7 protein-coding genes are annotated in these 5,284 nt (G+C 55.3%); 1 reads left to right on the plus strand and 6 read right to left on the minus strand.

Annotation, left to right across the window (positions count from 1 at the left end; all coding sequences use genetic code 11):
- On the plus strand, positions 1–433 hold a 433-nt coding region (locus AC2FNB_RS20350; protein WP_496748597.1), incomplete at its 5' end, for a substrate-binding domain-containing protein.
- Positions 434–481: 48 nt separating this feature from the next.
- On the opposite strand, the gene AC2FNB_RS20355 is transcribed toward AC2FNB_RS20350, so the two are convergent.
- The 6 genes from AC2FNB_RS20355 to AC2FNB_RS20380 all read right to left on the minus strand — a co-directional run.
- Positions 482–1,297, minus strand: coding sequence for an ABC transporter substrate-binding protein (locus tag AC2FNB_RS20355; protein WP_496748598.1), 816 nt, complete (start codon positions 1,295–1,297; stop codon positions 482–484).
- Positions 1,298–1,316: 19 nt separating this feature from the next.
- Complete coding sequence (locus AC2FNB_RS20360) at positions 1,317–2,051, minus strand: ATP-binding cassette domain-containing protein (RefSeq protein WP_496748599.1); 735 nt, start codon at positions 2,049–2,051, stop codon at positions 1,317–1,319.
- Positions 2,044–2,757 carry an ABC transporter permease gene (locus tag AC2FNB_RS20365; RefSeq protein ID WP_480749900.1) on the minus strand — a complete coding sequence of 238 codons (714 nt, stop codon included), beginning with the start codon at positions 2,755–2,757 and terminating at the stop codon, positions 2,044–2,046. The genes AC2FNB_RS20360 and AC2FNB_RS20365 overlap by 8 nt, the downstream gene beginning before the upstream one ends.
- Positions 2,758–2,926: 169 nt before the next feature.
- Positions 2,927–3,916: an ABC transporter substrate-binding protein gene (locus tag AC2FNB_RS20370; RefSeq protein ID WP_480749899.1), complete on the minus strand. Its 990-nt coding sequence runs from the start codon at positions 3,914–3,916 to the stop codon at positions 2,927–2,929.
- 59 nt (positions 3,917–3,975) lie between these two features.
- A complete protein-coding gene (locus AC2FNB_RS20375; protein WP_496748600.1) occupies positions 3,976–4,824 on the minus strand; it encodes an ABC transporter permease in 849 nt (282 codons plus the stop codon).
- The coding region (locus tag AC2FNB_RS20380; protein ID WP_496748601.1) for an ABC transporter permease at positions 4,821–5,284 on the minus strand (464 nt) is incomplete at its 5' end. The genes AC2FNB_RS20380 and AC2FNB_RS20375, both read right to left, overlap by 4 nt.

The raw sequence follows: 5,284 nt of genomic DNA on the forward strand, positions 1-5,284 counted from the left end.
GGCACGCGGCAGCGTTGGCATTACCGGTTTTGAAGACCTGAGGGGTCGTCGGGTGGTGCAGCGCCAACACAACGCTGCCAGCCAGCGCCTGTTCCTGTCGCAACTGGAACAACACGGCCTGAACACGAATGATCTTGCCCTGCCCCAGCACTGTGCCCGCACCGAAGAAGAATTGGCCATTGCGTTGCACGACGGCAAGGCCGAGGCCGGGTTTGGTCTGGGTGCTCTTGCGGGTCTTTATGGGCTGGATTTCGTTCCGACCCACGAGGAACGCTTTGATCTGGCGATTTGGCGGCGGGCCTTTTTCGACCCACCAATGCAAAACCTTATGGGGTTTTTGCGCTCGGACAGGTTCTCAGCACGAGCGGTGGAATTGGGCGGGTATGACCTTTGCGGTCTTGGAACAGTTCACCACAACGGGCAGTCCGGTTAGGAAGCCGCACGGCACCCTACCTATTCCGACACGGCGGTTCGCCTCGGCTCATTTCGCGTTCGGAAAGAACAGTTGCTGTCCGTCAAGCATGTAAGACGCGATAGCCGATTGACCATCGTCGCTAAGCAACCAGTCAATAAACCGTTTCCCGGCTGCAGCTTTGACTCCCGGATGCTTATTTGGATTGACCAGAATAACTCCATACTGGTTGAACAGTCGGGGATCGCCTTCGATCAGTATCTCAAGGTTCCCCTTATTACCAAATGCGATCCATGTGGCGCGGTCGGTCAAAGAATAGGCATCCATTCCGGCTGCTATGTTTAGTGTTGCGCCCATGCCGGACCCTGTTTCGCGATACCAATCCCCCGAGGCCGCACCAACGTCTATTCCTGCGTTCGCCCAATGTCGCAATTCGGCCTTGTGCGTTCCGCTGTCATCCCCACGCGAAGCGAAAGGGGCTTTAGCCCAGGCAATGGCTCTCAAAGCGGCGACGATATCATTGCCACCTTTAATCCGGGCCGGGTCTTTTTTCGGACCGACCAGCACAAAATCGTTGTACATCACGTCAAAACGTTCAACCCCCCAACCGTCAGAAACGAATTTCTCCTCGGCCTGCCTGGCATGCACCAGCAAGACATCACCGTCGCCATTGGTCGCGTTCTTGATTGCCTGCCCGGTGCCGACCGCAACCACGCGAACTTCGATACCGGTTTCAGCTTCAAATCCCGGCAAGATAAAGTCCAGCAGTCCTGAGTTCTGCGTCGACGTCGTCGATTGCAAGACAATGAAGGCGTCCTCGGCCTGTGCCGATCCGGCGGCCAAAGCAAGTGCAATCGCACTTGCCCGGAACCATGCTCCAAACATGTGTTTCTCCATAATTGAACTACGTCACCAAGCCCCCGGCGAGATAGCAGCGTGCCGCATCGGTTTTCGGGGTATCAAGTATCTGTTTGGCGACACCATGTTCGACAACACGACCGCCTTGCATCATCACGATATCTGCCGCCAGTCGGCGCGCCTGACCGATATCATGCGTCACCATTACGATTCGCACACCGTGTGCCGAAGCGTCCAAAATCATTCGTTCGATCGCTTGGGTTGCAGCTGGGTCCAGAGCGCTCGTGGGCTCATCAAGCAAAAGGATATCCGGGACCGTCGCGAGCGCCCGCAGAATTGCAAGGCGCTGAGCCTCACCACCCGACAATGAACGAGCCGATTGCCGAGCCTTGGCTAGCAAACCGCCTTCGGTCAGCAACTCAGCAATTCTTTGACGTCGCACATTGCGCGGCAATCTTTGGCGCTTCAAAACAAAATCCAGATTGGCGGCAACCGAACGGCGCAACAGTACAGGTTTCTGAAACACCATCGCTTGCCGCGACTTTTGTTCGCTATTGAGTACAGTTCCGTCCTGTATGACCTTTCCAGCGTCTGGAAAAATCAATCCGTGCAAGCATCGTAGCAACAGGCTTTTGCCGGCACCATTCGGGCCAAGAATGAGCGTTGGGCCCGGACCTTCAAGCAGAAGATGTGGCACGTCCAGCAAGATACGGTCGTTGCGTCTGATGCGCAGGCCTCGCGCCTCAAACCCTCGCATCGCTTCCACGCTGAGATCACGCATGGCGCAATCCCTCCCGTTCCGATCTAAGCGTCAGAGCACTGACAAATGCGTTCACGGCAACGGCGGTAGCGATCAAGATCGTGCCCAAGGCCAAGGCAAGCGAAAGATTGCCCTTTGATGTCTCCAGAGCGATTGTGGTGGTCATTACCCGAGTGACGTGGTTGATGTTGCCGCCTACGATTATGACGGCACCAACTTCGGCAATTGCGCGCCCGAAACCGGCCAACAACGCCGTCGCCAGCGCCAAGCGGGCGTCCCACAGGAGGACCGGGACCGAGGCAAGGCGCGAGACCCCTAGGGAAAGCAGTTGTTCGGCATATTCCTCGGCCAGCGTTTCCACAACCTGACGGGTCAAGGCGGCGACAATGGGTGTCACAAGCACCACTTGCGCGATGATCATCGCCGTTGGCGTATAAAGCAATTGTAGTACACCAAACGGTCCCGAACGCGACAACATCAGATAAACCAGTAGCCCGACAACAACTGGTGGTAGGCCCATTAAGGCATTAATCAGAACGATCACAGCACGTCGTCCGGGAAAACGACCAACGGCCAAAGCCGCCCCCAAAGGCATGCCGATGAGCGCGGAAATCAGCACAGCCATTATTGAGACACGTAATGACAACAGAACAATCGCCCAAAGCTCGGCATTGCCCTGAAATATCAGGGTTATGGCCACCTGCAGTTCTGCCGCAAAATTCTGCATTATTTTCCGTCACACCAAGATAATGCCTAAATCACCGAGATTTACAAAACAACTTAACGCGGCGACGGTAAATCTCCAGCACCAAAACCGACAAGATACCAAAAAAACGCGGCCCCTCTAGGGGCCGCGTCGGTTGCTTGTATACAATTCGAGCAGGAAGGTGGTCGACTTAATTCAAGGCGCCATCAGTGATCTGATGCGTCCAGGCGCCATCCGGCGCCGCAGTGATCACCGGGTCAGAACCACCAGCGAGCAGAGTACTCACCGTGCGTTCATAGTCGGCAGGATCTAGCGCGCCGTTGGACCCGGCGGTCAGCTTGGCGATTTCACCCATCATACGCTTCTGGTGCTTTTCGGTTTGCGCCCCGGTTTCGTCATTGTCGAGCACGATCAATGCGGCCTCGTCAGGATTCTCTTCGGCGTATTTCCAGCCTTTCATCGAGGCACGCACGAAACGAGTCATCTTGTCGACAAATGCCGAGTCGCCCAAATTTTCCTCAAGGACATAAAGCCCGTCTTCAAGCGTCGCAACGCCCTGATCTTCGTATTTGAACGTCACCAGTTCCTCGGGGCTGACACCAGCATCAATCACTTGCCAGTACTCATTGTAGGTCATCGTGCTGATGCAATCCGCCTGACGCTGCAAGAGCGGATCCACGTTGAAACCTTGTTTGAGTACTTCGACGCCACTGTCACCCTTGCCGCCTGTATCGATGCCCAACTGACTCATCCAGCTCATGAACGGGAACTCGTTGCCAAAGAACCAGACACCTAGCGTGCGGTTCTTGAGGTCATCAGGCGAGGCTATGCCCGCATCCTTCCAACAGGTCAACATCATACCGGAGCTTTTGAACGGCTGCGCGATATTGACAAGTGGCAGGCCTTTTTCACGTGCAGCCAGCGCTGCGGGCATCCATTCGACCGTAACATCTGCACCGCCCCCAGCGATCACTTGCGTCGGAGCGATGTCCGGACCACCAGGTAATATGGTGACTTCCAGACCTTCTTCATCGTAAAACCCCTTGTCCTTGGCCACATAATAGCCCGCGAACTGGGCCTGGGTAACCCATTTCAACTGCAACGTAACTTCGTCGGCCGCCAAAGCGCCTGAGGCAGCAAAGCCCAGGGATAGGGCCAACCCTGTGATCGTTTTTCTCATGTCTTACTCTCCTTGTTGATTTCAATGTCCTCTTTCAGAGGATCTGCTGTTCCTGTAGTTCATCTTCTGCGCTGCGAAGGATGCCAAAAGGTAACCGTCCGCTCAATCAACACCACGATACTGTAAAAAGCCGTTCCCGCTAGTGCCGCAACCGCGATCTCGGCCCAAACGAGGTCGATGGACAGGCTTCCGACACCCGTTGATATGCGAAATCCCATGCCCCGGGTCGGCGAACCGAAATACTCTGCTACTATTGCCCCGATCAGGGCCAGGGTGGTGGCGATTTTCAATCCGTTGAACACGAATGGCATTGCGGCTGGCAAGCGAAGCTTTAGCAAGGTTTGCCAATATCCGGCCGCATAGGTGCGCATCAGGTCCCGCTGCATCGCATCGGTTTCGCGCAATCCCTGCACTGTGTTGACCAGTATTGGAAAAAACACCATCACCACCACGACCGCAGCCTTCGATTGCCAATCGAATCCAAACCAACTGACCAGTATTGGGGCAATACCCACAATTGGCAAAGCGGCAACGAAATTGCCGATGGGCAACAGACCCCGCGTCAAGAACGATGATCTGTCGATGAAAATCGCGGTTGCCAATGCCGCTGCTCCGCCGATGAGAAATCCGGTCATCGCCCCCTTGAACACAGTTTGCTGGAAATCTTCCCACAATGTGGCCGTAGAGGCAGCAAAGGTCTGCGCGACAGCTGACGGCGCTGGCAGAATGACTGGAGAAACCTGCAGCCCCCTTACAATACCTTCCCACAGAATCAGAAGCGTCACCCCAAACAGGACTGGAACGAATATTCGCGCCGAGCGGGTATCGCGCAATTGAGAACGGGCGAGCCAAGAATTCAGCGCCCAAGCACCGAGCCAGAACAACAGGGCGAACATTAGCCAGTTCATGCTTCCATCCCCATCCGCTTGAGCGCTGCCCGCTGCAACACATCCAAAAGCGTCACGAGGATACCTGCCAAAATTGCTGCAGCGAGCAGCGCCGCCCAGATCGCCAGTGGCGTTCCGAATTGATCCCCGATCAGAATGCGTGCCCCCAACCCCGAGATTGCACCAGTCGGCAGTTCCCCTACAATAGTTCCCACAAGAGAAGCCGCGACACCAATCTTGAGAGAAGTAAACAGATACGGAACAGAACTGGGAAGGCGAAGTTTAATAAATGCGTCTAACCCACTGGCATTATAGGTTTTCAACAGATCCAGCTGTGAATGGGCCGGCGCACGCAGCCCTTTTACCATCCCTACAAGAACCGGAAAATAACACAGGTAGGCTGAAATAATCGCCTTGGGAACTCCTCGCCCTTCAATTCCAAGTTGCGAACTAAGCACGATGATCATCGGTGCCAGCGCCA

Source organism: Ruegeria sp. BHSB058 (assembly GCF_059613285.1).

Coding starts and splice junctions, on each gene's coding strand:
- AC2FNB_RS20375 (WP_496748600.1), bottom strand. CDS start 4,824: ATGAACTGGCTAATGTTCGCCCTGTTGTTCTGGCTCGGTGCTTGGGCG.
- AC2FNB_RS20365 (WP_480749900.1), bottom strand. CDS start 2,757: ATGCAGAATTTTGCGGCAGAACTGCAGGTGGCCATAACCCTGATATTT.
- AC2FNB_RS20355 (WP_496748598.1), bottom strand. CDS start 1,297: ATGTTTGGAGCATGGTTCCGGGCAAGTGCGATTGCACTTGCTTTGGCC.
- AC2FNB_RS20360 (WP_496748599.1), bottom strand. CDS start 2,051: ATGCGTGATCTCAGCGTGGAAGCGATGCGAGGGTTTGAGGCGCGAGGC.
- AC2FNB_RS20370 (WP_480749899.1), bottom strand. CDS start 3,916: ATGAGAAAAACGATCACAGGGTTGGCCCTATCCCTGGGCTTTGCTGCC.